We start from the raw sequence: 26,173 nt of genomic DNA, 5'->3' as shown, positions 1-26,173 counted from the left end.
CGGCCGCAGGGGTCGGATCGGCGGGGATCGCCACCGTGGCCCAGCCGTCGGAGCCGGTCGCGGCCGGGATCGGCGCAGCCGGAGCGGGCGCGGCGGTCGCCTCGACGGCGGCGCGTTCGGCCTCCGGGGCGGCTGCGCGAGGCTCGACGCGGGCGATGTACTTCACCCGCAGGCCGAGGACCTGCTGGATCGCCTGACGCAGGTACTCGCTGACTCCGGGCTGCCCCGCGGTTCCCGGCATCTTGAACGACTCGACGTCGTTCTGGCTCGGGAACGAGAGGGTCAGCACGTCGTCCTTGAGGGCGCGCACCTGGGCGGTGTAGGCCACCAGCCAGGCGGTCATCTTCGCCTTCTGCACGACCTCGAGGATCTCGGGCCAGGTGTCCTTCATCCGCTGGAGGGTGACCGCGCCGTCGGCGGGTGCGTCGCCCGCGGCCGCAGCGGGTGCGGAGGCGGCGGCCGCGGAGGCGGCGGCCGCCTCAGTGGACGCAGCGGCCTGATCCGACGGCTCCTGCTCGACCGGCTCCGGACGAGCCGCCGCGGCGGTCGTCGCGCGGGGGCGTCCTGACTCGGCCGGCGCGGACTCGTCCGCCTCCGGGGCGGCCGCCGTCTCGTCGGGCGCCGTCACCGGCGGCGCAGCGACCGGTGCGGACGCCGTCACCGGCGCCTCGGTGCGCGGAGCGGCCGCGATGGACTCGGGCACCGAGCCGGGAGCGGCGGCGTGCGAGGCGTGGTGGGGCTCGGGCGCACGGGACGGCTCGGACGCGCGCGACGCCTCGGACGACCGCGGGGCGGGCGCCGCGGACTCGCGCGGCGCGGCCACGTGCCGCGGGCGCTCCTCCTGGGCCGCAGCGGGCGCGATGCCGGCGCCGGTGCCGTGCACCAGGGTGCGGGCGATCATCAGCTCGAGGTGCAGGCGCGGCGAGGTCGCACCGGTCATCTCGGTGAGGGCCTCGTTGACCACGTCGGCGATGCGCGAGAGCTCGGCCAGGCCGAGCGCGCGCGACTGGCCGGCCATGCGGTCGAGCTCGTCCTGCGAGACGCCGCGGAGCACGGCCGAGGCCGCTCCCCCGGTCGCCGCGACGACGATCAGGTCGCGGAGCTTCTCGAGCAGGTCCTCGACGAAGCGGCGCGGGTCCTGCCCCGTCTGGATGACGCGGTCGACCGCTCCGAACGCCTCGGCGGAGTCGTGCTCGGCGAGCGCGTCGACCACCTCGTCGAGCAGGGCGCCGTGGGTGTAGCCGAGGAGGGCGACGGCCCGCTCGTACTCGACGGTCTCGGCCTCGGAGCCGGCCATCAGCTGGTCGAGCAGGGAGAGCGTGTCGCGGACGGACCCGCCGCCCGCGCGGACCACGAGCGGCAGCACGCCGGCCGCCACGTGCACGCCCTCGCGCTCGCAGAGCTCCTGCGTGTAGTCGAGCATCTGCGCCGGCGGGACGAGCCGGAACGGGTAGTGGTGCGTGCGCGAGCGGATCGTGCCGATGACCTTGTCCGGCTCCGTGGTCGCGAAGATGAACTTCACGTGCTCCGGCGGCTCCTCCACGATCTTGAGCAGCGCATTGAAGCCCTGCGGCGTGACCATGTGCGCCTCGTCGAGGATGAAGATCTTGAAGCGGTCGCGCGCCGGGGCGAAGATGGCGCGCTCGCGCAGATCGCGCGCGTCGTCGACTCCGTTGTGGCTCGCCGCGTCGATCTCGACCACGTCGAGCGAGCCCTGGCCCTCGCGGCTGAGCTCGACGCAGCTGTCGCAGACGCCGCAGGGGGTGTCGGTCGGGCCCGTCGCGCAGTTGAGGCAGCGGGCGAGGATGCGCGCCGAGGTGGTCTTGCCGCAGCCGCGGGGGCCGCTGAAGAGGTAGGCGTGGTTGACGCGGTTGGTGCGGAGCGCCGTCATGAGCGGATCCGTCACCTGGGACTGGCCGATCATCTCGGCGAACGTCTCGGGCCGGTACCGGCGATACAGGGCTGCTACCACCCGACAAGAGTAGCCGCGACCTCCGACACCGCAGCCGGGACGGCGGACCTCCGAGCGCGCGTAGCCTCGGTCCCGTGCTCCCGCCGCCTCCGCTCCCCCGCTTCGACGCGGTCGTGCTCGCCGGCGGACGCGCTTCCCGCCTCGGCGGCGCGGTCAAGCCGCTCCTCCGGCACCGCGAGTCGACGCTCCTCGGCACCGCCCTCGCAGCCGTGCGCGGAGCCGAGCGGAGGGTCGTGGCCGGACCGTCGTCGCTCGCACAGGCCGTCGACGGCGCCGAGCTCGTCCAGGAGGATCCGCCGTTCGGCGGCCCGGTCGCGGGCCTGGCCGCCGCGCTGCCCCTGCTCGACCGCCCGGGCGCTCCGGACTGGGTCGTCGTTCTCGCCGCCGATCTCGTCGCCCCCGCTCCCGCCGTGCACACGCTGCTCGAGGTCGCATCGAGCGCCGTCGAGGCCTCCCTCCTGGCCGTCGACGCGAGCGGCCGAGCCCAGCAGCTCCTCGGCGTGCACCGGCGAGCGGCCCTCGTCGAAGCGCTCACCGCGCTCGGCGATCCCGACGGCGCCTCGGTGCGCGCCCTCCTCCGGGTCCTTCCCCCGCGGCTCGTGACGGTGCCCGGAGGGACGACCGACGACGTCGACGCGCCCGCCGACGCGCACCGGCACGGGATCGACCTGCCGGTCCCGCGCGGCGCAGACTGAGCGGATGGACGACACGACCGGCCCCCGCCCCTCCGCCTCCGACGGCGCCCGCCCCACCGAGGAGGTGCTCGCCGGCTGGTGGGCCGAGCTGTGCTCCGCGCTCGGCCTCGGCGAGGTCCCGGTGGACCCGGACGCCCTGCTCGCCCTCGCCGGTCGCGCAGCGCACGGAGTGGTCCGGCCGGCGGCTCCGCTGACCACGTTCCTCGCGGGCTACGCGGCGGGCCTGGCCGGGGGCGGACGGGACGCGCTCGACGCGGCGCTCGCGGCCTCGCACCGGGCGGTGGACGAGCGTCCGCACGCCTCCTGAGACGCTACTCCACCGGCCTCGATCCGGCACCAGGTCGACGCCGTACGGTTCCCCCGAGTCCCGGCGCCGCGGCTCGGACCGAGAGCGGCGCAGGACTCCCGCGGCCGACTGCGCCGCGGTCGTCCATCTGAAGGAGCCCCGCATGTCAGGCAACAGAGCCGTCGCCTACAAGTCCCCCGGAGTCGTCGAGGTCATCGACATCGACTACCCCACCTTCGAGCTGAAGGACGGACCCGGCGTCAATCCGGCGAACATCGGGCGGAAGCTGCCGCACGGCGCCATCCTCCGCACCGTCTCCACCAACATCTGCGGCTCGGACCAGCACATGGTCCGCGGCCGCACCACCGCTCCGTCGGACCTCGTGCTCGGCCACGAGATCACCGGCGAGGTCGTGGAGGTCGGCCCCGACGTCGAGTTCGTCAAGGTCGGCGACATCGTGTCCGTGCCGTTCAACATCGCCTGCGGCCGCTGCCGCAACTGCAAGGAGCGCAAGACCGGCATCTGCCTCAACGTGAATCCGGACCGCCCGGGCAGCGCGTACGGCTACGTCGACATGGGCGGCTGGGTCGGCGGGCAGGCCGAGTACGTGATGGTCCCCTACGCCGACTGGAACCTCCTGGTGTTCCCGGACCGCGATCAGGCGCTCGAGAAGATCCTCGATTTGACGATGCTCTCGGACATCTTCCCGACGGGCTTCCACGGCGCGGTGACCGCCGGGGTCGGCGTCGGCTCCACGGTCTACGTCGCAGGAGCGGGACCGGTCGGACTCGCCGCGGCGGTCGGAGCGCAGCTGCTCGGAGCGGCCGTCGTGATCGTCGCGGACCTCAACGAGGAGCGTCTGGCGCAGGCGCGCTCCTTCGGCTGCGAGACGGTCGACGTCTCGAAGGGCGATCCGGCCGGCCAGATCGAGCAGATCCTCGGCGTGCCCGAGGTCGACTGCGGAGTGGACGCCGTCGGCTTCGAGGCGCACGGCAACGGCGCCGACTCGGGGAAGGAGGCGCCGGCGACGGTGCTGAACTCGCTGATGTCGATCACCGCGGCGGGCGGCGCCCTCGGCATCCCGGGCCTCTACGTCACAGGCGACCCGGGCGGAGTCGACGAGGCGGCCCAAGAGGGCTCGCTGTCGATCCGCCTCGGGCTCGGCTGGGCGAAGTCGCTGTCCTTCACCACGGGCCAGTGCCCGGTCATGAAGTACAACCGGCAGCTGATGATGGCGATCCTGCACGACCGGGTCCACATCGCCGACGCGGTCCAGGCCACCGCGATCAGCCTGGACGACGCTCCCCGCGGCTACGCCGACTTCGACAAGGGCGCCGCGAAGAAGTTCGTGCTGAACCCGAACGGCTACCTGGGATGACCGACGGGGCGGGTCCTGCCCAGGGCCCGCCCCGAGCCCCGGGAGAATGGACGGGATGAGCGCACACGGGCACGAGGCGACCGACTGGGACGAGGCCAGGCGGATCGTCGGCGAAGCGGTGGCGCGCTCCGGCGTCTCGACAGTCCCCCTCCTCGACGCCCGCGGAGCCGTCCTCGACCGCGCCGTCACCGCCGCCCGGCCGCTCCCCCACTACGACTCCTCGGCCATGGACGGCTGGGCCGTGCGCGGACCCGGGCCCTGGCCGCTCGAGGACGGCACCGCCGCGCCGATCGTCACCGGAGCCGCCGTGCCCGACTGGAGCGACGCCGTGCTGCCGTCCGAGCAGGGCGCGGTCCGCGACGACCTGCTCACGGCGCGGGCGCCCCTCCCGCCCGGCCGCCACGTCCGGCGCGCGGGCGACGAGGCCGCCCGCGGAGCCGTGCTGGTCGATGCCCGGACCCGCCTCACTCCCGCGCACCTCGCCCTGCTCGCGGTCGCCGGGATCGACGCGCTCGACGTCCGCCCGACCGCCGCGGTCGACCTGCTCCTCACGGGGGACGAGGTCGACACCGAGGGGATGCCGCCCGCCGGACGGGTGCGCGACGCGTTCACGCCGCTGCTGCCCGCGCTGGTCGAGCTCTCGGGCGGAGCCGTGGGAGAGGTCGTGCGCCGCGGCGACGACGAGGAGGCGATCGCACGGACGCTGCTGGCGGGCACGGCGCCGATCCTCCTCACGACGGGCGGGACCGGGCGCTCCCGGGTGGACGCGGTCCGTCGCGCCCTCGATGCGGTGGGCGCGCGCGTCCTCGTCGACGGCGTCGGAATGCGCCCCGGCCACCCGACCATGGCTGCGCTGCTGCCGGGAGGGACGCTGGTGATCGCGCTGCCGGGCAACCCGCTCGCCGCCCTGCTCGCGGCGGTATCCTTCCTGCCGCCGGCCCTCGACGCGGCGTCCGGCGCCGCTGCCCGGCCCCTCGGCCGGGGCGTCCTCGCCGAGCCGCTCGGGCGCGCGGGGACCACGGTGCTCGTGCCCGTCTCCTCCGGCGAGGACGGCTGGCGGGCATCCGCCGGCATCCGCTCGCACATGCTCACCGGTCTCGCCGCCTCGGAGGCCGTGGCCGTCGTGCCCGCACCGGGAGCGGCAGCGGGCGACTCGGTGCGCCTGCTGCCGCTGCCCTGGTGAGGCCTACGCGGACGGTTCGAGGCGGATCACGACCGACTTCGAGGTCGGCGTGTTGCTGATCTTCGCGGTCGAGTCCAGCGGTACGAGGACGTTCGTCTCGGGGTAGTAGGCGGCCGCGCAGCCGCGGGGCGTGTCGTACGCCACGACGCGGAACGCCTCCGCCCGCCGCTCGACGCCGTCGGGCCACTCCGAGACCAGGTCGACCATCGCGCCGTCCGCGAAGCCCAGCTCGGCGACGTCGTCGGCGTGGACGAACACCACCCGGCGGCCGTCGTGGATCCCGCGGTAGCGGTCGTCCTTGCCGTAGATCGTGGTGTTGAACTGGTCGTGCGAGCGCAGCGTCTGCAGCAGCAGCCTGCCCTCCGGAACCCGCGGGTACTCGAGCGGATTCGCGGTGAAGCGGGCCAGACCGGAGGGGGTGTCGAAGCGGCGCGAGTCGCGCGGCGGGTGCGGGAGGACGAAGCCGCCGGGCACGTCGATCCGGGCCTCGAAGCCGTCGAAGCCGGGGACGACGTTGGCGATGTGCGAGCGGATGCGGCGGTAGTCGTCGCGCAGTCCCGCCCAGTCGACCCGCGGGACGTTCTCGCGGCCCTCGAGCAGCCGCTCCGCGATCCCCGTGAGGATCGCCACCTCCGAGCGCAGGCCCGGGCTCGGCGGGCGCAGGCGGCCTCGGGAGGCGTGCACGGCGCTCATCGAGTCCTCGACCGTGACCCGCTGCTCGCCCGAGCGCTGCACGTCGGAGTCGGTGCGGCCGAGGGTGGGCAGGATCAGCGCGCGCCGGCCGGTGACCACGTGCGAGCGGTTGAGCTTGGTCGAGACGTGCACGGTGAGGGCGAGCGAGCGCATCGCCGCCTCCGTCACTCCGCTGTCGGGCGTCGCGCGGGCGAAGTTGCCGCCGAGCCCCATGAACACGCGGGCCTTCCCGTCGCGCATCGCCCGGATCGCGGCGACCGTGTCCGTCCCGTGCACGCGCGGGGAGGAGAAGGAGAACTCGCGGTCGAGCGCGTCGTGGAAGGAGTCCGGCATCCGCTCGAAGATGCCCATCGTGCGGTCGCCCTGCACGTTCGAGTGGCCGCGCACCGGGCAGACGCCCGCGCCGGGCTTGCCGATGTTGCCGGTGAGCAGGAGCACGTTGACGACGTCCTTGAGCGTCGCGACCGAGTGCGCGTGCTGCGTGAGGCCCATCGCCCAGCAGACGACGGTGCCCTCGGACGCCGCGATCAGCTCGGCGACGGTGCGGATGCGCGTCTCGTCGATCCCGCTCGCCCGCTCGATCTCGTCCCACTGGACCTCCCGCAGCCCGTGGAGGTACTCGGCGAGGCCGCCGGTGCTCTCGCGGATGAAGGCGTGGTCGAAGACGTCGCCGCGCGCCTCCTCCGCCTCGAGCAGCGCCTTGCCCAGACCCTGGAACAGGGCCTGGTCGCCGCCCAGCCGGACCTGGAGGAAGTGGTCGGCGAGGGCCGTGCCGTCGCCCAGGGTGCCGCGGACGGTCTGCGGGTTCTGGAAGCGGAGCAGCCCCGCCTCCGGCAGCGGATTCACGGCCACGATGGTGCCGCCGGCGCGCTTGGCGCGCTCCAGCGCGGTCAGCATCCGCGGGTGGTTCGTTCCGGGGTTCTGGCCGGCGACGATGATCAGCGGAGCCCGCTCCACGTCGCGCAGGCTCACCGAGCCCTTGCCGATCCCGATCGTCTCGGTGAGGGCGGATCCGCTGGACTCGTGGCACATGTTCGAGCAGTCGGGCAGGTTGTTTGTACCGAAGCCGCGGACCATCAGCTGGTAGACGAAGGCCGACTCGTTCGAGGTCCGGCCGGACGTGTAGAAGATCGCCTCGTCAGGGCTCGCGCAGGCGCGCAGCTCCTCCGCCACGAGGTCGAGCGCCTCGTCCCAGCCCACGGGCCGGTAGTGCGTCGCGCCCTCCTCGAGCAGCATCGGCTCCGTGAGCCGGCCCTGCTGGCCGAGCGCGAAGTCGTCCCACTCCTCCAGCTCCGCGACGGGGTGCGCGGCGAAGAAGGCCGATGTGACGGTGCGGAGCGTGGCCTCCTCGGCGACCGCCTTCGCTCCGTTCTCGCAGAACTCGGCGACGTGGCGCTTGTCGCCCTCCGGCCAGGCGCAGCCCGGGCAGTCGAATCCGGCCTTCTGGTTCACCCGCAGGAGCGTCTCGGCGCTGCGCACCGGACCCATCTGCTTGAGCGAGATCTCGAGGGCGTGGGCGACGCCGGGGATCCCGACGGCGCGTCTCTTCGGCGACCGGACGGAGAGGCGGCTCTCGTCGATCGGACTCTCGCGGGGCTCGGCGTCATCGACCATTCCTGCATCGTACGTCCGCACCCCGGCATCGCTCCCGGTTCCCGGTGGGAGGATGACCTCCACCGCCTGAGGAGACCCATGAGCCGCAGTGTCGCCCGCACCCGCCTGACCGCCGTCCGCGCCGGCGATCCGCCCCGACGCCGCGAGGACGTCCTGGCCGTCGAGGAGCCGCTCGAGATCCGCGTCGGCGGACGGCGCTTCAGCGTGACCATGCGCACACCCGGCGACGACTTCGACCTGGTCGCGGGATTCCTGGTGTCCGAGGGGGTGCTCACCGAGTCGGAGCAGCTCGCGGCGATGCGCTACTGCGCGAGCGGCTCCGAGCCGGGAGAGAACACGTACAACGTGGTCGACGCGAGCGTCCGCGGCGGGCGGGAGGCCGTGCTGCTCGAGCGCGAGCGGTCGGTGTACACGACCAGCTCGTGCGGAGTGTGCGGGCTCGCGTCGCTCGAAGCGGTCGCCACCGACTCGGCGTGGAGCGTCGCGGAGGACGACCTGCGGGTCGAGCGGGAGCTGCTGGTCTCTCTCCCCGATCGGCTCCGCGAGGCGCAGGCGGTGTTCGAGCGGACGGGCGGCGTCCACGCGGCCGGGCTGTTCGACGCGGACGGCTCGCTGCTGGTGCTCCGGGAGGACGTCGGGCGGCACAACGCCGTGGACAAGGTGGTCGGCTGGGGGCTCCGGGAGGGGCGGCTGCCGTTGCGGGGGACGCTGCTGCAGGTATCGGGGCGCGCCTCGTTCGAGCTGGTGCAGAAGGCCGTGATGGCCGGCATCCCCCTGCTCGCCGCGGTCGGTGCCCCGTCGTCGCTGGCGGTGGACCTGGCTCGCGACTCCGGCCTCACCCTGATCGGCTTCAGCCGCGGCTCCGGCTTCAACCTCTACGCGGGCGACGCGCGCCTGCTGCCCTGAGCCGGGGCTCCTCAGCCGGCTCCTGCGGATGGAGCAGCCTGCACAGCGGCCGCATCGAGATCTCCTCCCTCGCGCTCGGTGGGACTCGATACGCCGCGTCCCGCGGCTACTCGACCAGCAGCAGGGCCCGAGTATTCGGAAGAGGGCCGCGACCCGGAATCGCGTGCGAGCGATTCAGGACAGCCCGACAGGACCCGCTCCACGGGAGCCACCACCCCCGGCAGCCGACCGCGAGTCGTGTCACGGCTCCGCCGCTACACGACCGACAAGCTCTGCCGGGCGATCTCCAGCTCCTCGTTCGTGGGGATCACGAGGACGGCGACGCGGGAGTCGTCGGTGGAGATGCGGCGGGCGCCGCGGTCGGAGGACGTGTTGCGCTCGGGGTCGAGCTCGATGCCCAGGCCCTCGAGGCCGCGGAGGGCGCCGGCTCGGACGGCGGCGACGTTCTCGCCGACTCCGGCCGTGAACACCACGGCGTCGACGCGGCCCAGCTGGGCGTAGAAGGCCCCGATGTAGTGGCGGAGGCGGTGGTAGTAGACCTCGAGCCCGGCGCGGGCCTGCTCGTCGCCGGCCTCGGCCGCCTCCTGGACGTCGCGCATGTCGCCGCGACCCGTGAGGCCGAGGAGGCCGCTTCGGCGGTTGAGGAGGGTGTCGAGCTCGTCGATCGAGAGGCCCGCCTTGCGGGCCAGGTGGAAGACGACGGCCGGGTCGAGGTCGCCGGAGCGACTGCCCATCACCAGGCCCTCGAGCGGGGTCATGCCCATCGAGGTCTCGACGGAGACGCCGCCGTCGACGGCGCAGGCGGACGCTCCGTTGCCCAGGTGCAGGACGATCGTCTTCAGGTCGGAGCGGCGGCGGCCGAGGTAGGCGGCGGCGGCCTCCGAGACGAACTTGTGCGAGGTGCCGTGGAAGCCGTAGCGGCGGACGCGGTGCTTCTCGGCGAGCTCGGCGGGCAGCGCGTAGGTCGACGCCTCGGCCGGGATCGTGTGGTGGAAGGCGGTGTCGAAGACGGCGACGTGCGGGACGTCCGGGAAGGCCTTCTGCGCCGCCTCGATGCCCTCGAGGTTGGCGGGGTTGTGCAGCGGGGCGAGGTCGGCGAGGTCCTCGATGTTGATCTTGACCAGGTCGGTGACGACGGTGGGCTCGAAGAAGCGCTTGCCGCCGTGCACGACGCGGTGGCCCACGGCGACGGGAGGGAACTCGTCGAGGCTCGGGCCGTTCTCGCCGAACGCGCGGATCATCGCGTCGAAGCCGGCGGTGTGGTCGGGGATCGGCCCCTCGATCTCGAACGACTCCCCGTCGCGGGTGTGCTTCGTGCGGCCGGTGTCCTCGCCGATCCGCTCGACGAGGCCGCTGGCGAGCGTCTCCTCGGTGGTCATCTCGATGAGCTGGTACTTGAACGACGACGATCCGCTGTTGACGACGAGGACGACGGACATGAGGGGACTCCTGGGGTGATCGGGGTCGGGAGGGGCGGCGGCGGGGTCGCCGCTAGCGCACCACGGGGATGGCGGCGGTGGGCGGGACGATGGCCTGGGTGGCGGCCTGGATGGCCGTGATCGCGACGGTGTTGACGATGTCCTGCACGAGCGCGCCGCGCGAGAGGTCGTTGACCGGCTTGCGCAGACCCTGGAGGACCGGTCCGATGGCGACGGCGCCGGCCGAGCGCTGCACGGCCTTGTAGGTGTTGTTGCCCGTGTTGAGGTCGGGGAAGATGAACACCGTCGCGCGCCCGGCGACCTGGGAGCCGGGCATCTTCGAGGCCGCGACCGCCGCGTCGGCCGCCGCGTCGTACTGGATCGGGCCCTCGACGAGCAGGTCGGGCCGGCGCTCGCGCACCAGCGCCGTCGCCGCGCGGACCTTCTCGACGTCGGCGCCGGCTCCGCTCTCGCCGGTGGAGTAGGAGAGCATCGCGATGCGGGGGTCGATCCCGAACTGCCGGGCGGTCTCGGCGGACGAGATCGCGATGTCGGCGAGCTGCGCCTCGGTGGGGTCGGGGTTCACCGCGCAGTCGCCGTAGACCAGCACGCGGTCGGCGAGCGCCATCAGGAACACGCTCGAGACGACGGAGACGCCCGGGCTCGTCTTGATGATCTCGAAGCCGGGGCGGATGGTGTGCGCGGTCGTGTGCGCGGCTCCCGAGACCATCCCGTCGGCCAGGCCGAGCTGCACCATCATCGTGCCGAAGTAGGAGACGTCCGTGACGGTGTCGTAGGCGTGGTCGTAGGTGATGCCCTTGTGCGCGCGGATGCGGGCGTACTCCTCGGCGAAGCGCGCGCGGTGCTCGGGGTCGAGGGTGCTCAGCACGCGCGCGCCGTCGAGGTCGAGGCCGAGGCCCGCCGCACGGGCGCGGATCTCGGCCTCCTCGCCGAGGATCGTGAGCCGGGCGATGCCGCGCTTGAGCACGGTCGCGGCGGCACGGAGGATCCGGTCGTCGCCGCCCTCGGGCAGGACGATGTGGCGGTCGGCGATGCGCGCGCGCTCGATCAGCCCGTACTCGAACATCAGCGGCGTGACGACCTCGGACCGGCCGACGTCGAGGAGGGTGAGCAGCTCGACCGCGTCGACCGCCTCCTGGAAGAGGGCGAGGGAGGTGTCGCGCTTGCGCGGGGAGTCGGCCGCCAGGCGGCCGCGGGCCGCGGTGACGCGGACGGCGGTGTCGTAGGTGCCGAGCTCGGTCATCACGATCGGCACGCGGCTGTCGACGCCCTCGATCAGCCGGACGATCGGCTCCGGCAGCTCGAAGCCGCCGTTGAGGATGATGCCGGTGACCGTGGGGAACGTGCCGGAGGCGTACGCCATGATCACGGCGAGGACGACCTCGGGCCGGTCGCCGGGGACGATCACGACGCCGCCCTCGGTGAGCCGCGGCAGGACGTTCACCATCGACATGCCGGCGATCACCACGCCGAGCGCCTCGCGGCCGAGCAGCTCCGGATCGCCCGCGACGACGACGCCGTCGACCGCCTCGACCAGGCGGGACAGGCTCGGAGCGACGAGGAACGGATCCTCGCGGATCGCCCAGACCGGGACGGTGGCGGGGATGCTCTCGCGGATCGCGGCGACGGCGTCGGCGGCGGTGTCGGGATCGGCGCGGTTCGCGATCACTCCGATGAGGCTCGCGTGGGCCGTGCGCAGCTCGACCGAGGCGAGCTCCGTGATCTGGCGCATCTCCTCCGGCGTGCGCGCGGGAGCCTGGCCCAGCTGCTCGCTGCGGGACGAGTCCCGGCCGGTGAGGACGAGCAGGACCGGGGCACCGAGGTTGGCGGCGATGCGGGCGTTGTAGCCGAGCTCGGTGGGGCTGCCGACGTCCGTGTAGTCGGAGCCGAGGATGACGACGGCGTCGCACCGGGCCTCGACGCCCTTGTACCGCTCGACGATCCGCGAGAGCGCCGCCTCGCCGTCGGCGTGGACGTCCTCGTAGGTGACGCCGATGCAGTCCTCGTAGGCGAGGCCCGAGTCGGAGTGGCCGAGCAGCATCTCGAGCACGTAGTCCGGCTCGGAGGTGGAGCGGGCGATCGGGCGGAAGACGCCGACCCGCTGCACCTGGCTGCTGAGCGCATCGAGGACGCCGAGGGCGACCGTGGACTTGCCCGAATGACCTTCGGCGGACGAGATGTAGATGCTCTGAACCATCGGATCCAGCCTACCGAGGGGGTCCCTCCGCCTGGCTGAGTAGAGGCCAGGGATGGGAGGGCGTGCATGGCGCGCGGCTGTGGAGGAGCGTCCGCAGTCGGTAGGGCCTCGTAGCGGCTGTGCGGCGGTCCATCGGCGGAGCAGGCGGGCCGGTTAACGGAAGAAGACCCCCCGCGCACCCGCCAGAGCCCGGTTACCCTTGCTGCGTTTCCGCCCTGGGGGAGTTGGCCTGGATGGCGCCACGCGGGGAGCCGGGTGACAGTCTAACCGACGACGGCGGCCGAGGAGAGCGGGGCGTGTCGGGGTCGTGGTCGTGGTCAGCGGGAGCCTCCGACACCGGCTAGTATCGATGAGTCGCGGCTCAGGTCGTGCCAGGAGGATTCGCCTAGTGGCCTATGGCGCACGCTTGGAAAGCGTGTTGGGTGAAAGCCCTCGGGGGTTCGAATCCCCCATCCTCCGCGAACGGTGTCCGTTGCTCTCGCCAGCACGGGCACCGTTTTGTTTAACCGGTGCGGCCGATCGTCGGAGCCCGGTCGACCGGTGAAGGCGTCGATCGGAGCGGCCCACTCAAGCATCGCCGGGTTCGCGCCGCCGGTGCACGACGACGTCGCGCCGAGCAGGGGCCGCCGATCGTCCGGCGCGTGCCGGGCGCGGGATCAGCCGTAGAGGTGGTTCGTCCGCGCGCAGGAGTCGGAGCAGAACGCGCCACGGCGGGCGACGAGCGGGGCCGAGCAGGCGGCGCAGACGGGGCGGAAGAAGAGTTCGGCTATGGATCGCGACATGGTCCGACCGTAGGTGCCGGTCCCGGATCGTGCCCGTCGCCATCCGTAATACGACACCGCGGACGACAGGGCGGCGATACGGACCCTCCGGCGACGCCGACCGTCAGTCGGCGATGCGCTCGAGCCATTCGTCGAGCAGGAGCCGCTCCCCCGCGCTGAGGGGCTCGATCTGCGGCAGCGCCGTCCGCAGGGCGACGGCGTGCGCGACGACCGCACGGGCGGCGGGATCGGTGGGGCCCGCCTCCGCCGTGGTGATCGCCGCGAGGACGGACTCGCGCGAGCGGGACGAGAGCTCGTCGTCGGGGTCGGCGACGGCGGTCAGCGTGAGGGTGCAGCCGAGCGCGGCCGACTGGAGCAGGCGGGAGGCCCGCTCGACGTCGACGGTGAGGCGGCCGGCTTCGGCGACGGCCCGGACCGCGTCGAGGAGGACGCCGCGGGACAGGCGCGCCGCCTCCGACTCCTCCCCCGGCCGCGCGGTGAACATCAGCGCGTAGAGGTGCGGTTCGGCGAGTCCGAAGGCGACGTGGTGATCCCAGGCGGCACGGAGCGCGTCGACCGGGTCGGCCGGCGCCTCGCTCCGCTCGAAGTCGGCGAGGGCCGTGGCGAATCCGGCTGCCGCGGCCGAGTCGAGCAGCCCGCGCAGGTCGCCGAACGTCCGGTAGATCGTGGGGGCCTGGACCCCCGCCGCCGCGCTGATCGCCCGCGTCGACACCGCGTCCCGCCCGCCGTCCGCCAGCAGCTCGACCGTCGCTCGGAGGATCCGCTCCCGCGTCGTCCCGCTCTCACTCATGCTACCGACGCTAACACGTTCCCGTTAGCGCCTCGTCTCCCGGACCGGCCCGGGTCGCGTCAGCGCCGTCGGGCGGTCCCGAAGATCCCGCGGACCACCTCGCGCAGCAGCGTCCTGCCGGCGCTCGAGCCCAGCACCTCCTCGACGACCGTCTTGTCGCGGCGGGCGGTGCGGGTCCCGCGGGAGGTCGGTGCCGTGCGCCGTCGGGAGCGCTCGGCGGCCTGGTCGGCGGCGCGCTCGGCGGCGGCCCGCTCCTTCGCGCGGCGGGCGGCGTCCGCGGTCTCCTCCTTGGCGCGACGCGCGTCCTCCTTGGCGCGGCGGGCGTCGTCGGCGGCCTGCTGCTCGGCGGCGGCGCGGGCCTCCTCGGCGTCGGCGGCGGCGTCGAGCCGGCGGGTGAGGATCTCGCGGGCGGAGTCGCGGTCGAGGGGCGTTCCGTAGCGCGCGAGGAGCGGGGACCTCTGGACGCTCGCCTCGCGGTCGGCCTCGGGGGTGGGCTTCATCGAGCCGAGCGGGGCGCGGAGACGCGTCCAGGCGACCGGGGTCGGGGCGCCGCGCTCGTTCATGACCGTCACGATCGCCTCGCCGATGGGGAGCGCCTGGAGGACCTCGCCGAGGTCGTAGTCGCTCTCGGGGTAGGTCGAGACGGTGGCGCGGAGGGCCTTGGCGTCGTCCGGCGTGTGCGCGCGGAGCTGGTGCTGCACGCGGGAGCCGAGCTGGGCGAGGACGTCACCGGGCACGTCCTTCGGGGTCTGCGTGACGAAGACGATGCCGACGCCCTTGGAGCGGATGAGGCGCACGGTCTGGGTGATCGCGGCGAGGAAGTCCTTCGACGCGTCGCGGAAGAGCAGGTGCGCCTCGTCGAAGAAGAACACCAGCTTCGGCTTGTCGAGGTCGCCGACCTCCGGCAGGTCGTTGAAGAGGTCGGCGAGGAGCCACATCAGGAAGGTGGAGAACAGAGCCGGTCGGTCGGCGACTCCGGGGACCTCGAGGAGGCTGACGACGCCGCGACCGTCGGCGGCGAGGCGGAGGAACTCGGCCGTGTCGATCTCGGGCTCACCGAAGAACACGTCGGCGCCCTGGTCGGCGAACGCGATCAGCTCGCGGAGGATCACGCCGGCGGTCGCCTTCGACAGCCCGCCGAGCTCGGCGAGCTCCGCCTTGCCCTCGTCGCCGACGAGGTAGGTGAGCACGGCGCGGAGATCGGACAGGTCGACGAGCGGGAGACCGGCGCTCTCGGCGTAGTGGAAGACGAGGCCGAGGCTCGACTCCTGCGTGTGGTTGAGGCCGAGCACCTTCGCGAGCAGCAGCGCGCCGAATCCCGTCACGGTGGCGCGGACGGGGACGCCGGTGCCGATGCCGCCGAGCGCGAAGTACTCGGCGGGGGCCGCCTCCGCCCGCCAGTCCTGGCCGATGCCGCGGGTGCGGGCGAGCAGCGCGTCGGTCGCCGTGCCCGGAGTGGCGAGGCCGGAGAGGTCGCCCTTGATGTCCGCAGCGAAGACGGGGACGCCGTGGGCCGAGAGCTGCTCGGCGAGGACCTGCAGCGTCTTCGTCTTGCCGGTGCCGGTCGCGCCGACGACGAGGCCGTGCCGGTTGAGCATGCCGAGCGGAATGCGGACGGGCACGTCGATCCGCGCGTCGCCGTTGACGAGGGCGCCGAGGGGGCGGGCGGAGCATCTGCATCCGGAGCGATCGGACCGGAAGCGACGGCGTCCGGAGCGACGGCGTCCGGGGCAACGGGAGCAGCGGACTGCTCCGCTCCGCTCCCCGACGCCGCCACCAGCCGCACGTCGTCCGCGACGGCCTCCGCCTCCTCCGGGCCGGCCGCCGCGTTCAGCGCCGCGGCCGCCGCCTCCGCTCGCGCCAGGGCCTCGGCGGCCTCCGCCTGCAGTCGGCGGGCGGCCTCCAGGGCCGCGCGCGCCTCGTCCCTCGCCGAGGCGAGCCCGTCGTCGTCACTCATGGGCTCAGCCTAGGTCGGCGGCGCCGGTCAGTCCTCGCGGACGTGCCAGGACTGTCCGTACCCGCCGTCGGCCTCGGGGCGGGCCATCAGCTCGAGGAACGGGTCGGCGCTGAACGCCTCCGGCCCGAGCACTCCGGCGCCGGTCCACACGCCGGTCGCGAGGAGCTCGAGCGCGACCACCGGGTTGAGCGCCGTCTGCCAGACCACGCACTGGGTGCCGTACTCGGCCATCGTCCACTCGTTGTCGCTCACGTGGTAGAGGTACACCTCGCGGTGGGCGCCGTCCTTCGTGCCGGAGACGAAGAGGCCGGCGCAGGTCCTGCCGGTCATCCGCGGGCCGATGCCGGCGGGGTCGGGCAGGGCGGCGGCGACGACGTCGCGCGGCGAGACCTCGACGGGACCGCCGGCCGAGCGGACCCGCAGGGGCTCGGTGCTGTCAAGGCCGAGGAGGTGGAGGGTGCGCAGGACGCCGATGAACTGCTCGCCGAGGCCGTACTTGAAGGTGACCTTCTTCGCGTCGAGCCAGCGCGGCATCAGCAGCACCTCCTCGTGCTCGACGTTCACGCACTCGACCGGGCCGATGCCCTCGGGGAACTCGAACACCTCCGGCTCCGAGAAGGGGGCGGTGGTGTACCAGCCGCGGTCGCGCTCGAACACCACCGGCGGGTTCAAGCACTCCTCGATCGTGGTCCAGATGGAGAAGGACGGAGCGAAGATCTCGCGGCCGTCCGCGTCGTGCACGACGAGGTTCGCGCCGTCGCGCACTCCGAGCTCGTCGATCTCGTCGAAGAGGTGGTCGGAGGCGTAGCGGGCGAAGACGTCGGAGAGTCCCGGCTCCACGCCCATGCCCACCAGGGCGAGGCGGCCGCGGGAGGACCACTCCTCCGCCGCGGCGAACTGCTCGTCGCCGAGCTTGAGCCCCGTCAGCTCGTGGGGCCGCTCGGGGTGCGGGAGCGAGAGGCTCATCGCCATGTCGAGGTAGTCGGCCTCGGCGGCGAGCGCTCCGGCGAAGATCGTCGGGACGAAGCGCGGCTCGACGGCGTTCATCACGTGGGTCGCCCCGTGCGCGCGGGCGACGGTCTCGACGTTCTCGGCGTCGGAGGCGTCGATCCGCGCGGCGACGAAGCGGTCGTCGGCACCGTGCCGCTCCGCGATCCACGCGACCGTGCGCTCGGCCCGGGCGAGGTCGTAGTCGCAGACGATGATCTGCTCGAAGAAGGAGCGGCGCGCGGCGATCTTCGCGAAGGCGTCGCCGACGCCGCCGGCGCCGACCAGGAGGATTCTCATGGGGACACCGTAGCGACGGATCGCGTCGTCCACCATGCCGAGCACCGACGGAATCGGAGCGGAGCGCGCCTTCCGGCCACCGGATCCGTCACGGGGCGGCCCGCTCCCCCTGCTCGAGCAGGCGGAGGAAGCCGGAGAGGTGCCCGAGGCCGGTCAGCGAGGTCGGGAGCGAGGCGGCGAGCGCCGGCGAGTGCACCAGGTACGCCGCCCACTTCGCGCGCGAGACCGCGACGTTCAGGCGGTTGGGCAGGAGGAGGAACTCCATTCCGCGCGGGACGTCGGCCCCGGAGGACGCGGCGAGCGACACGATGGCGACCACCGCCTCCCTGCCCTGGAAGAGGTCGACAGTGCCGACCGGCGTCTCCTCGAGGCCCGCGGCGTCGAGGGCGGTGCGGAGGAGCCCGCCCTGGGCGTTGTAGGGCGCGACGACGATGACGTCGGCCGCGGTCAGCGTCCGCTCGCCGTGCTCGTCGGTCCAGGCGCGGCCGACGAGGGAGAGGGCGATCTCGACGACGCGCCTCGCCTCGTCCGGCGAGGAGGTGGTGTCGCCCGCGTGCTCGACCGGGACGGAGTGCACGCCCGGCTCGACCCCCTCCAGGTGGCGCACCTGCGGCGCCCGCGACCGCAGCGCGCCCTCGTAGGACAGCTCGGAGACGGCGTCGGAGAGCGCCGGGTGCATCCGGTGGGTCTGCGCGAGGAAGTAGCCGTACTCGGGCGGGAGGACGTCGTGCCCGTCGGCGAGCCAGCCGAGCGCCGACTCGTCGACCGGCTCCGGGTGCGCGCCCTGGCTCACCTGGGGCAGCTGCTGCGGATCGCCGAGCAGGAGCAGCCGCTGGGCGGAGACGGCCGACGCGATCGTCGGGGCGAGCGAGAACTGCCCGGCCTCGTCGACCACCAGGAGGTCGAGCGAGCGGCGCGGCACGGTGACCGGGTTCGCGAAGGTCCAGGCGGTGCCGCCGATGACGCAGCCGCCGCCCTCCTCGAGGACCGCGGTGAGTGCCGCCGCGTTCTTCACCGGCGCCCAGGGCGCCGCCTCGAGCGCCTCGGGCGGCGTGCCGTTCTTGGGCACCTTCGCCACGCGGGAGGGATCGACGCCGCGGCCGACGACGGCGCTCAGCACGTTCTCGACCACCGAGTGCGATTGGCCGACCACGCCGATGCGCCAGCCGTGCTCGTTCACCAGCCGTGCGATCACGTGGGAGCCGACGTAGGTCTTCCCGGTGCCGGGCGGACCCTGCACCGCGAGGGTCGCCCGGTCGAGTCCGAGCAGAGTGGTGACGACCGCGCCGATCACGTCGTCGCCCTGCACCGGAGCGACGGCTCCCGGCGGCACGCGGCGGAGGACGTCGAGCGCCGGGTCGGCCAGCATCGCGGGCAGCGCGTCGAGGACCTCGCCGCCCCACTCCGCGATCGCCTCGGGCTGGGGCGCGGCGCGCGGCGGCGGCGCGGGGGCGAGGGCGACCGGAGCGTCGTCGTGCGGATCCTCCCCCGCCTTCAGGCCCTCCTTGAGGAGCAGGACGATCCGCTCCCCGTCGTCGTCGACCGCGAGGATCTCGGAGCGCTCGGAGGCGCCGCGCAGACCGGGACCGGGCGAGGGCGCACCAGGGGGCGCCGGGGCCTCGTAGACCAGGTACGGCGACGAGCCGGTGCCGAGCCGACTGCCGGGAGCGAGCCGGCCGAGGATCCGCAGCTCGCGCGACTGCGTGCGGGCGCGCGGGAGCTTCGCCCAGTCGCGGACGACCTCGACCCGGTCGATCATCACGACGTCGCGGGTGTCCGCCCACTCGTCCAGCGGCTGCCGGAGGCGGTCGAAGTGCTCCTGCCAGAAGGTCTTGGCCTCGCGGCGGTGGTAGTCGATCGCCGCGCCGGCGAGGGCGAGCGCGGTCTGGTCGGCGGTGCGCTCCCGCGGCTCGATCCCCTCGACCTGCGCCAGCAGGGCGACCGCGACCGGGTGCGGCTCGCGGGGCACGGGGATCTCGACCTCGAGCAGCGGCGGCAGCTCCTCGCGCGGCGGAGCGAGCTCCAGGAGCCAGTCGCGCAGGCGGAGCGTGGAGCGGCAGTCGTAGGCGTTGTACTCGGCGACGAGGTCGAGCCCGCGCTGCCCCTCGACAGGATCGGCCCTCTGTGCGGCGCGCGCCTCCACGTACATCTCGATGCTGTCGGCGGCGTTCGTGACGCCGGACGCGTCCCGCTCCTCCTCGCCCATGTAGAGCGGCTCCAGCTTCTTGAGCGAGTAGCTGCGCGAGCCCACGCGGAGCGCCCGCCGCACCACCGGGTACAGGTCGACCAGGACGCCGTCGCGCAGGAGCGCGTCGACCTCCTCCTCGCCGACCCCGTGGCGGAGCGCGAGCGAGAGGAGGTGGCTCCGCTCGTAGGAGGCGTAGTGGTAGACGTGCATCCGGGGGTGCTCGGCCCGGCGCGCCCGCAGGAGCGCGAGGAAGTCGAGGAGCGCCCTGCGCTCGGCCGCGAGGTCGTGCGCCCAGAGCGCGGTGAAGCGCTCCTGGTCGTCGACCATGCCGAAGAGGTAGTCGAGGCCCCATTCGCGGTTGTCCTCGGTGTAGAGCGGATCGCCCTCGAAGTCGAAGAAGAGGTCGCCCGGGTCGGGCGCGGGCAGCCCGGCGAGCACGGAGGCGTCGATCACCTCGACGGCCGGCACCGGCGAGGACTCCGACCGCAGCTGCAGCCGCGCCTGGGCGCGCAGGCCCTCGAGCGTGCCCGCGCTCAGCCCGGGGACGGGGCCGTCGTGCTCGGCGAGGGCGTCGAGGGTGAGGACGCCGGCCGCCGTGAGCTTCGCCCGCTGGTCGAGCCGCATCTCGGCGACGAGGATCGGATCGCGGTGCGCCTGGACCTCGGGCGCGCAGACCGAGCAGCGTCCGCAGGAGGGGTAGCGCGGATCGCCCCACGCCAGCGGCTCGTCGGCGGCGAGGCGCTCGGCGAGCACGGCGCGGAGCCGGGCGCGCTGCACGCGCTGGACCGGGGCGACGACGGCCAGCTCGTGGCTGGTGACGGAGCCGTCGCCGAGCACGAGGTGCACCTGCTCCCCCACGCGGATGCCGCGGGCCTGCATCTGCTCGGCGTAGGCGGCGAGCTGCAGCAGCGCCGGGATCTTCGCGTGACGGGCGAGCTTGGTGTCGTAGACCTCGTAGGCGCCGTCGGCGGTGCGGAGGAGGAAGTCCGAGAAGCCCAGGAACTCGCCGTCGAAGAAGGTGGCCTGGTAGAGCACGTCGACCCCGGCGCGCATCGCCTCGACGGCCGCCTCGGCCGCCGCGGGGTAGCCGGCGGGCTCGGGGCGCTCGAACTCGAGCACCTCGTGCGTGCGCTTCAGCTCGGCGAGGAAGCGGTGCTCATGCTCGTCGCCGAGCACCGCGGTGCGCTCGAGCATCCCGTCCCTCTCGGCCTCGAGGCGCGGGGCGCGGCCCAGCAGGGCGTCGAACCGGCGGAGGACCGCCCACTCGCAGGCCGCCCAGTTCGACAGGTCGGTGGGGCTCGTGACCACGCGGCCGGACTCCAGGTACACGCGACTCCTTCCGCGACCACCGGGCGGCGATCGGCTCCAGGCTAGGGCGCCCCTCCGACACTCGTGCGGCTGCGGCCACCACCCGCACCGCTCCGGCTCCGCGTGGCAGGCTGGGCCGATGACCCGCGCGCGCTTCGAGATCATCCCGGCCGACGACATCGGCGAGCGCGCCGCGCGGGCGTTCCCGGACCCCTCCGCGGTGACGCTGACCGTGACGAGCCTGCCGAAGCACGGGACCGGGCGGACCGTGGACTGCGCGGTCGCGCTGGCCGGGCGCGGGTTCCGCGTGGTGCCCCACCTGGCGGCGCGGAACGTCGAGGGCCGCGCCGCACTCGAGCGGGTCCTCGAGCGGATGGGCGAGGCGGGGATCGACGAGGCGTTCGTGATCTCGGGCGACGCGTCCTCGGCGGCCGGCACATACTCCACGAGCCTCGAGCTCATCCGCGACGCCCGCGAGATCTCACCCGGGCTGGCCATGGACATCGCAGGCTATCCCGAGGGCCACCCGCACCTCTCCGACGAGAGCATCGAGCGGCACCTGCGCGAGCGCGCTCCGTTCATCCGCTCGATCGTCACGCAGATGTGCTTCGACGTCGACGCGGTGGTCCGCTACGCCGACCGGCTCCGCGAGACGGGGATCACGGCCGATCTGTGGGCGGGCGTGCCGGGGCCGGTCGAGCGCTCGCGGCTGCTGACGCTGGGCGCGCGGATCGGAGTGGGCTCCTCGCTCGGCTTCCTGAGGCGGAGCACCTCGGTGGCCGGCGGGCTCCTCCGCGGACGCCGCTTCGACCCGTCCGCGTTCGTCGCGCGCCTGGAAGCGGCGGCGGGCGACCGCCTCGCGGGCCTGCACGTCTACACCTTCAACGAGCTCGACTCCCTCGCCGCCTTCGGCTGATCGGCGAGCCTCCGCGCTCCTCGGGCGCCGATCCTCGGGGCCTCGAAGCCCTCGCAGGGAGCGCTATGCCGGTCAGGTGGTGCGGCGGATCCAGATCGGCGGGTGCGGGAGCTCGGCCTCGGTGCGCAGGCGGCCGGCGAGCGGAGCCCAGACCACGAGCGCCACGCCGATCCCGAGCAGCAGGCCGCCGACGGTGTCGCTCAGCCAGTGGGCGCCGAGGTAGGTGCGGCTCGCCATCATCGCCACGGTGTAGAGGAAGCCCGCGATCCAGACCCACAGCAGCGGGAACACCAGGGCCAGCACCATCGCCGTCGTCGCCGCGTTGGCGGTGTGGCCGGACGGGAAGGAGCCGTAGTCGCTGGTGACGAGCATGTCGGCCGGGCGGGCGCGTCCCACCAGCTCCTTGACGAGCTGGGTGGCGCCCACGCTGACCAGCGCGGCGATCGCGTAGTAGAGCGCGGCCCACCGCCTGCGGAACACCAGCAGCACGGCGACGATGCCGAGCGGGATGAGCGTCGTCCCGACGAGCCCCGCTCCGACCGTGTTCATGACGAGGGCCGGGATGTCCCAGACCGGCGAGCGGTGCTCGACGATCTCGTCCATCCACTCCACGTCGAAGCGGAAGGCCGAGGTGGGGCGGAAGGCGATCAGCACGGCGAGGAGCACCGTGAGCAGGATCGCGAGCGACGCGGAGATCAGCGGCCAGCGGTGGGAGACCCGGTGGGCCGCCTCCTTCGTCAGCAGCCGGGCGGCGACGTCGTCGGACGGCACCTGCTCGCGCATCCGCGCGCGCTGGACGGCGTCGGGGCGCGCGGTTCCGGGCTCGGTCGACAGGCGGTCGTCGCGATGATCCATTCGGACATGATGCCGTCACCCGGCGTTCCCCCGCTGGGGGTTGCGGGACGGCTCGGCCGACCGTTCGGAAGCCCGGCGTCCGTGCGCCGGGTTGGTGGCACGGTTCGACCGGCCGTGCGGATGCCCGGCCTTCCCCCGCGGGGGTCTCGCGGCGCGGCTCAGCCGGCCGCGCGGGCCAGGCGGGCGGCGCGGAGGGCGTCGAGCCGGGTCGGCTCGGAGGAGCGGACGAGGAGCCGCGCGGCGACGGCGCTCACGCGGGAGTCGTCCGAGGCGGAGGCCCGCTCGAGGGCGGCGGCCGCGTCGGGACCGGTGATCGAGCCGAGCGCCATCACGGCCGAGACCGCGAGCGCGGAGTCGTCGCTGCCGGCGGCCCCGTCCAGCGCGTCGACGGCAGGACGCGCGTCGTCGCCCAGGTAGCCGAGCGCGGCGGCGGCGTGACGCCGGACCGGCGCGGACCCCTCGCGGAGGGCCTGCTCCAGACCGGGGACGGCCGCGGCGCCGAAGGAGGCGAGGACGTCGGTGAGCACATTCTGCGCCTCCGCGTCGTCGTCGCCGAGCAGGCCGAGCAGGACCGGCAGCGCGCGCGCGTCGCCGAGGCGGCCCAGCGCGAAGCGGGCCTTCGCGGCGACGGCGGGCTCGGAGTCGGCGGCCAGCGGGGCGATGTCGTCGAGCGTCGCCGGGTCGAGGATCTTGCTGAGCACGTGCAGCGCCTGCGTGCGCACCCGGGGCTCGCGGCCGAGCGCCTCGCGGGCGACGGGGACGGCGGCGGAGCCGAGGCGGCCGAGCGACCAGGTGAGCACGTCGCGGACGAAGAAGTCCGGCTCCTCCCACAGGTGCGCCGCGAGGGGCTCGGCGGTGGCGGGCTCGGCGAGCTCGCCCAGGGTCATCGCCGCACGGAGGCGGACGTCGCGGTCGGGGTCGGAGAGCTCGGCGAGCAGGGCGGAGGAGTCGCGGGAGGACATGGGAGGGGACTGTAGCAGCGGCGCTCGGGAGCGGATCCAGCGAGGGCCCGAACACCCGGGAGGAGCTGCAGGAGCGGGGCGTGCCGGACCGCCGGGGCCCGGAGCCGAGCGCTCAGTCCTGCAGCGCCGGGACGCTCCTCGGCCGGACGATCAGCCAGAGCGCCAGGATCGACACGGTCGCCGTCGCCATCATCACCACGGCCATCGGCACGGCCGAGCCGGCGCCGAAGACCCCTGATATCGGCGACAGCAGTCCGGCGGTGCCGAAGTTGACCGCTCCGAGCAGCGACGCGGCCGTCCCCGCCTCCCGGCCGTGGTTGACCAGGCCGAGGACCTGCACGCACGGGAAGCTGAAGCCGCACGACGCGATGAAGAACCACAGCGGGACGAGCGTGCCCCAGAGCCCCAGCCCGAGCACGTCGAAGAGGGCGATCAGGCCGGCGGAGGTGAACAGCGTCAGCGTCGTGATCGCGAGGATCCACTGCGGCCCGATCCTCCGGCTGAGGTAGGAGGACGCCTGCACGCCGAGGACGACGCCGAGCGAGTTCACGGCGAAGAGCAGCCCGTACTGCTGCGCGTCGAATCCGTAGAGGCCCTGGAACAGGAACGAGGAGCTGGAGAGGTAGGTGAACAGGCCGGCGAAGGTCATGCCCCCGATCACCGCCACTCCGAGGAACACGCGGTCGCTGAGGACGGCCCGGTAGCGCTGCACGAGCGAGCGGTGCTCGCGCTCGTGTCGGGCGGCGCGGGGCCGGGTCTCGACGACGAGCAGGCCGACGGCCGCGACGACCAGCACGCCGTAGGCGGCGAGGAAGACGAAGATCCCGCGCGAGTCCATGATCAGCAGCAGCTGCGAGCCGATGACCGGCGCGAGCACGGGCGCGAGGCCCGACACCAGGGCGAGCCGGGACAGCATCCGCACCAGCGGGCGTCCGCCGAAGAGGTCGCGGACCATCGCCATCGCGACCACGCCGCCCGCCGCCGCGCCGGCTCCCATCAGGAAGCGGAAGACGCCGAGGGTGACGATCTCGGGGGCGAGCGCCGCGCCGACGCAGGCCAGCACGTGCAGAGAGGTGGCCAAGAGGATCGGCAGGCGCCGGCCGACCGCGTCGCTCCAGGGGCCCACGACCAGCTGGCCGAGTGCGAAGCCGAGGGTCGTGCCGGTGAGGGTCAGCTGGACCGCCGCCTCCGACACGTTCAGCTCGCTCTGCAGCGCGGGGAACGCCGGCAGGTAGAGGTCGATCGTGAACGGCCCGAGGGCGGTCAGCGAGCCGAGGACGATCACGTAGACGAGGCGCTGGCGGGCCGTCAGGGCGTCGCCCGGGTGGCGGTGCACCGGGAGGGAGGCGGTCGGAGTCGAGGCGGGAGTGGACACGGAGTGCCTTCCTGCGCAGGGCGCAGCGGGGTGGGAGGGAGGGGTGCGGCCGGTGTCGTCCTCGGCGCGGGAGCGGACCTCGTCGGCTCCACGCCGCTCGGTCGAATCAATTCGATCACGTGTCGGACAGGGGCGCCACCCCTCGGCCCGCCGTCGGGTCAGACCGGGTGGAGCGGAGTGCCGAGCGGGTCGGCGAGCAGGCGCTCGAAGGCGAGCTCGGCGGCGCCCAGCATGAGCAGATCGGCGCCGAGCTCGGTCCGCACGATGCGCACGGAGTCGAGTGCGACCCGGAAGGGGCCGCCGCGGCCCAGGCGCTCCTCCAGGAACCCCGGCGCGACTCCGATCAGCGCCCCGAGGAAGCCGCCCAGCACCACGAGCTGCGGGTTGAACACGTTGATCACGTTGCGCAGGGCGACCGCGAGGTGCCCGAGCTGGCGCTCGACCTCGGCGCGGACGGCCGGGTCCTCGGAGGCGGCGAGCGCCTCCTCCAGCCGCTCGCTCTCGTCGAGGCCGAGCACGGTGAGCAGCTCGGCGCGGCCGACCTCGGTCTCGAGGCAGCCGACGGCGCCGCAGTGGCAGTCGATGCCCGCGCTGTTGACGAGGGTGTGGCCGATCTCCCCCGCGTAGCCGTCGATGCCGTGCAGAGGCGCGCCGCCGACGATGACGCCGGCGCCCACTCCGCTCGCGCCGCCGTTGAGGTAGACGAGGTGCGAGACGTCGCGGCCGGCGCCGAGGACGCTCTCGGCGAGCGCACCGAGGTTGGCGTCGTTCGCCGAGAGGACGGGCAGTCCGGTCGCGTCCGCGAGCATGCGGGAGAAGGGCTCGTCGTCCCAGCCGAGGTGCGGGCCGACCCGGACGAGGCCGTCGGCGTCGCGGACGAGGCCGGGCACGGCGACACCGATGCCGACGGTCCGCGTCTCCTCGGGCAGCTCGGCGAGCAGCTCGGCGACCGCCTCGGCCGCCAGACGGGCGGCGGCCTCGGCGGTGGGGACGGAGGCGGAGCGGCGGATGCGGCGGCGGACGACGGCGTCGACCCCGACCACGGCGACCGTGACGGCGTCGATCTCGGGGTTCACGGCGAGCGCGACGACTCCGGGATCGGCCTCGACGACGGGGCTCGGCCGGCCGACCTGGTTCGGCGTGGCGGGCTCGCGCTCGCGCACGATGCCGAGCTCCACCAGCTCGCCGACCAGCGCCGCGATCGTGGAGCGGTTGAGGCCGGTCAGGCGGGTCAGCTGCGAGCGGGAGCGGGGGCCGCCGCGGTGCACGAGGCGGAGGATCGCCGAGAGGTTGTGCCGCCGGACGCGGTCGAGGTTGTTGCCGCGCGTCGCGTGGTCGGGCATCCGCGGTCTCCTCTGCTTGCGGGGGTCAGCCTAGCCGGGGGCGGGGC

At 73.9% G+C, this 26,173-nt stretch carries 18 protein-coding genes, 1 tRNA gene, 1 other RNA gene and 1 pseudogene; 7 read left to right on the top strand and 14 right to left on the bottom strand.

All coding sequences use genetic code 11. From position 1 onward, the window contains the following. Positions 1 to 1,972: DNA polymerase III subunit gamma and tau (locus tag C5C35_RS15655; protein WP_104263539.1), on the bottom strand; the 1,972-nt coding region annotated here is incomplete at its 3' end. 74 nt (positions 1,973 to 2,046) lie between these two features. Here C5C35_RS15655 and C5C35_RS15650 point away from each other — a divergent pair. The 4 genes from C5C35_RS15650 to C5C35_RS15635 all read left to right on the top strand — a co-directional run bounded on the left by C5C35_RS15650 (position 2,047) and on the right by C5C35_RS15635 (position 5,514). Next, positions 2,047 to 2,667 carry a molybdenum cofactor guanylyltransferase gene (locus tag C5C35_RS15650; protein ID WP_258059556.1) on the top strand — a complete coding sequence of 207 codons (621 nt, stop codon included), beginning with the start codon at positions 2,047 to 2,049 and terminating at the stop codon, positions 2,665 to 2,667. Between the two features lie 4 nt (positions 2,668 to 2,671). After that, positions 2,672 to 2,974: a DUF6457 domain-containing protein gene (locus tag C5C35_RS15645; RefSeq protein ID WP_219812223.1), complete on the top strand. Its 303-nt coding sequence runs from the start codon at positions 2,672 to 2,674 to the stop codon at positions 2,972 to 2,974. A 142-nt stretch (positions 2,975 to 3,116) separates the two neighbouring features. Then, positions 3,117 to 4,331 carry a formaldehyde dehydrogenase, glutathione-independent gene (gene fdhA, locus C5C35_RS15640; protein WP_104225123.1) on the top strand — a complete coding sequence of 405 codons (1,215 nt, stop codon included), beginning with the start codon at positions 3,117 to 3,119 and terminating at the stop codon, positions 4,329 to 4,331. 55 nt (positions 4,332 to 4,386) lie between these two features. Then, positions 4,387 to 5,514: a molybdopterin molybdotransferase MoeA gene (locus C5C35_RS15635; protein ID WP_181069251.1), complete on the top strand. Its 1,128-nt coding sequence runs from the start codon at positions 4,387 to 4,389 to the stop codon at positions 5,512 to 5,514. Between the two features lie 3 nt (positions 5,515 to 5,517). Here C5C35_RS15635 and C5C35_RS15630 read toward each other — a convergent pair whose 3' ends face one another. Next, on the bottom strand, positions 5,518 to 7,821 hold the full coding sequence (locus C5C35_RS15630; protein ID WP_104227460.1) for an FdhF/YdeP family oxidoreductase: 2,304 nt from the start codon (positions 7,819 to 7,821) through the stop codon (positions 5,518 to 5,520). Positions 7,822 to 7,899: 78 nt separating this feature from the next. Between C5C35_RS15630 and fdhD the strand changes: the two genes are divergently transcribed. Continuing rightward, the gene (gene fdhD / locus C5C35_RS15625) at positions 7,900 to 8,727 is read left to right on the top strand and encodes a formate dehydrogenase accessory sulfurtransferase FdhD (RefSeq protein WP_104227459.1); all 828 of its coding nucleotides are present in this window, start codon (positions 7,900 to 7,902) and stop codon (positions 8,725 to 8,727) included. 254 nt (positions 8,728 to 8,981) lie between these two features. On the opposite strand, the gene C5C35_RS15620 is transcribed toward fdhD, so the two are convergent. The 3 genes from C5C35_RS15620 to ffs form a co-directional block, all read right to left on the bottom strand. Beyond that, positions 8,982 to 10,166, bottom strand: a complete 1,185-nt coding sequence (locus tag C5C35_RS15620; protein ID WP_104263538.1) for an acetate/propionate family kinase — start codon at positions 10,164 to 10,166, stop codon at positions 8,982 to 8,984. 52 nt (positions 10,167 to 10,218) lie between these two features. Further along, positions 10,219 to 12,363: a phosphate acetyltransferase gene (gene pta, locus C5C35_RS15615; RefSeq protein WP_104263537.1), complete on the bottom strand. Its 2,145-nt coding sequence runs from the start codon at positions 12,361 to 12,363 to the stop codon at positions 10,219 to 10,221. A 159-nt stretch (positions 12,364 to 12,522) separates the two neighbouring features. Then, an RNA gene (gene ffs / locus C5C35_RS15610) (signal recognition particle sRNA small type) lies at positions 12,523 to 12,619 on the bottom strand. 118 nt (positions 12,620 to 12,737) lie between these two features. Between ffs and C5C35_RS15605 the strand changes: the two genes are divergently transcribed. Then, positions 12,738 to 12,822 (top strand) — tRNA-Ser (locus C5C35_RS15605). A gap of 197 nt (positions 12,823 to 13,019) precedes the next feature. Here C5C35_RS15605 and C5C35_RS17335 read toward each other — a convergent pair. The 5 genes and pseudogenes from C5C35_RS17335 to C5C35_RS15585 all read right to left on the bottom strand — a co-directional run bounded on the left by C5C35_RS17335 (position 13,020) and on the right by C5C35_RS15585 (position 20,696). Further along, positions 13,020 to 13,145, bottom strand: a complete 126-nt coding sequence (locus tag C5C35_RS17335) for a hypothetical protein (protein ID WP_258060618.1) — start codon at positions 13,143 to 13,145, stop codon at positions 13,020 to 13,022. 103 nt (positions 13,146 to 13,248) lie between these two features. Then, a complete protein-coding gene (locus C5C35_RS15600) occupies positions 13,249 to 13,935 on the bottom strand; it encodes a TetR/AcrR family transcriptional regulator (RefSeq protein WP_104263536.1) in 687 nt (228 codons plus the stop codon). A gap of 59 nt (positions 13,936 to 13,994) precedes the next feature. Then, positions 13,995 to 15,892, bottom strand: a pseudogene (locus C5C35_RS15595) (helicase HerA-like domain-containing protein). 27 nt (positions 15,893 to 15,919) lie between these two features. After that, positions 15,920 to 17,179: a saccharopine dehydrogenase family protein gene (locus C5C35_RS15590; protein ID WP_104227456.1), complete on the bottom strand. Its 1,260-nt coding sequence runs from the start codon at positions 17,177 to 17,179 to the stop codon at positions 15,920 to 15,922. Positions 17,180 to 17,267: 88 nt separating this feature from the next. Beyond that, on the bottom strand, positions 17,268 to 20,696 hold the full coding sequence (locus C5C35_RS15585) for a bifunctional RecB family nuclease/DEAD/DEAH box helicase (protein ID WP_104263535.1): 3,429 nt from the start codon (positions 20,694 to 20,696) through the stop codon (positions 17,268 to 17,270). Positions 20,697 to 20,814: 118 nt separating this feature from the next. On the opposite strand from C5C35_RS15585, the gene C5C35_RS15580 reads away from it, so the two are divergent. Beyond that, complete coding sequence (locus C5C35_RS15580; RefSeq protein WP_104227452.1) at positions 20,815 to 21,591, top strand: methylenetetrahydrofolate reductase; 777 nt, start codon at positions 20,815 to 20,817, stop codon at positions 21,589 to 21,591. Between the two features lie 72 nt (positions 21,592 to 21,663). Here the strand turns inward: C5C35_RS15580 and C5C35_RS15575 are convergent, their stop codons facing one another. The 4 genes from C5C35_RS15575 to C5C35_RS15560 all read right to left on the bottom strand — a co-directional run bounded on the left by C5C35_RS15575 (position 21,664) and on the right by C5C35_RS15560 (position 26,126). Next, entirely contained in the window at positions 21,664 to 22,446 is a 783-nt protein-coding gene (locus tag C5C35_RS15575) for a phosphatase PAP2 family protein (RefSeq protein ID WP_258059555.1), read from the bottom strand. A 158-nt stretch (positions 22,447 to 22,604) separates the two neighbouring features. Next, the gene (locus tag C5C35_RS16810; RefSeq protein WP_104227453.1) at positions 22,605 to 23,408 is read right to left on the bottom strand and encodes a HEAT repeat domain-containing protein; all 804 of its coding nucleotides are present in this window, start codon (positions 23,406 to 23,408) and stop codon (positions 22,605 to 22,607) included. Positions 23,409 to 23,520: 112 nt separating this feature from the next. Further along, positions 23,521 to 24,783, bottom strand: a complete 1,263-nt coding sequence (locus C5C35_RS15565; protein ID WP_104263534.1) for a multidrug effflux MFS transporter — start codon at positions 24,781 to 24,783, stop codon at positions 23,521 to 23,523. Between the two features lie 158 nt (positions 24,784 to 24,941). Continuing rightward, a complete protein-coding gene (locus C5C35_RS15560) occupies positions 24,942 to 26,126 on the bottom strand; it encodes an ROK family transcriptional regulator (protein WP_104227455.1) in 1,185 nt (394 codons plus the stop codon). Positions 26,127 to 26,173 lie beyond the last annotated feature (47 nt).

The organism is Rathayibacter sp. AY1F8 (genome assembly GCF_002932165.1).
Taxonomy (GTDB): domain Bacteria; phylum Actinomycetota; class Actinomycetes; order Actinomycetales; family Microbacteriaceae; genus Rathayibacter.
This window is presented reverse-complemented; position numbering and strand designations above follow the sequence as displayed.